The organism is Dietzia papillomatosis NBRC 105045 (genome assembly GCF_001570845.1).
In the GTDB taxonomy this organism is placed as follows: Bacteria; Actinomycetota; Actinomycetes; order Mycobacteriales; family Mycobacteriaceae; genus Dietzia; species Dietzia cinnamea.
The window spans coordinates 1-1339 of the sequence record NZ_BCSL01000108.1; the positions used below are offsets into that span (position 1 = coordinate 1).

Sequence of the window (1339 nt, forward strand, 5' to 3'; positions counted from 1 at the left end):
AGCGCCCGCCGTGAGCGAGCCGACCGTCAGCACCGCGAACTGCCCCGGCTCCACCTCGCGCGAGACGACGGTCTGCAGGCGCAAGACGATCGACGACGCCAGCACCACCGGGTCCACCGCCGTGTGCGGCATCGACCCGTGCGCGCCGCGGCCATGGATCGTGATCTTCAGCGAGTCGCCGGCCGAAAGGACCGGGCCCGCCACCGTGCCGATCGTGCCCGCCGCCGTGGGCATGACGTGCTGGCTCAGCGCGACGTCCGGCCGCGGGACCCGCTCGAGCAGGCCGTCGTCGACCATCGCGCGGGCGCCGGCGGCCGTCTCCTCCCCCGGCTGGAACACCGCGAGGTAGGTACCCGACCAGGCTTTGGGGTTCTCGGTCAGGATTCGAGTGGCGCCGAGCAGCGCGGTCGCGTGCGCATCGTGGCCGCACGCGTGCATGACACCCGGCGTCTCGGAGGCGTACTCCAGGCCGGTGTCCTCCTGGAGGGGCAGCGCGTCGATGTCCGCGCGGGCGAGGACGGTGGGGCCTTCGGCGGTGGGGCGTCGGCGGCGGCGGGTCTCGTGCCGGCGGGGCCCGGGTTGCTGATGACCGCGACGACGCCCGTCCCACCGATGCGCTGGGACTCCAGGCCCAGCGCGGTGAGCTCCTGCTCGATCCGGTCCGCCGTCGCGTGCTCGGCCATGCTGAGCTCCGGGTGGCGGTGGAAGTGGCGGTAGAGGTCGCGAAGCCACGGAAGGTGGGTCGAGACGGCGGACTCGAGGGTGGCGGGACTTGCGATGGTTGGCATGACTTCCACCTTCCTCCACTTCTCTCGATCGAGTCCTCCGAAATGCGTCTCGAGCGCCCCTGTTCGGTGACTACTATCGCGAGCAGATCCAATGACTGTGCACGACGCTAACTCGAATAGATCGGACCTATCTTGACTTCTGCAGTCGCCAATATCGCCGCCTGGACGTTCGTCGCAGAGTGCCCAATTCCCGACGATATCGGGCCTCTGCTCGTTCAGGGTGAGCAGCCGATCGCTGCGTACAAGACATTCCGCGACTCGGCGATCTTCACCACCAAGCGCCTCATCGTGCGGGACGCGCAGGGACTGACAGGTAAGAAGGTCGAGATCTACTCCCTGCCTTATAACGCGATCAACATGTGGTCGTCCGAGAACGCGGGGAGGATGCTCGACTTCAACTCCGAGCTCGAACTGTGGACACGGGCCGGCCACATCAAGATCAACCTGAACCGGGGAGTCGACATCCGAAAGCTCGACCACCTCATCGCGCATGTCGTCCTGAACGGGTAGCCCGTCGCTAGACGTTGCAGCTAGGAGCATGGGTCAGTAAT

At 67.1% G+C, this 1339-nt stretch carries 3 protein-coding genes; 2 read left to right on the forward strand and 1 reads right to left on the reverse strand.

All coding sequences use genetic code 11. The features are described 5' to 3' along the window. Nucleotides 1-501: amidohydrolase (locus DPA01S_RS16615; RefSeq protein WP_232303221.1), on the reverse strand; the 501-nt coding region annotated here is incomplete at its 3' end. Here DPA01S_RS16615 and DPA01S_RS17395 point away from each other — a divergent pair. Next, nucleotides 433-717 (forward strand): hypothetical protein, encoded by a 285-nt coding sequence (locus tag DPA01S_RS17395; protein WP_061917921.1) that lies wholly within the window; start codon nt 433-435, stop codon nt 715-717. The genes DPA01S_RS16615 and DPA01S_RS17395 overlap by 69 nt on opposite strands. 203 nt (nt 718-920) lie before the next feature. Next, nucleotides 921-1298, forward strand: a complete 378-nt coding sequence (locus DPA01S_RS16010) for a PH domain-containing protein (protein ID WP_043565875.1) — start codon at nt 921-923, stop codon at nt 1296-1298. The last annotated feature ends 41 nt before the right edge of the window (nt 1299-1339 follow it).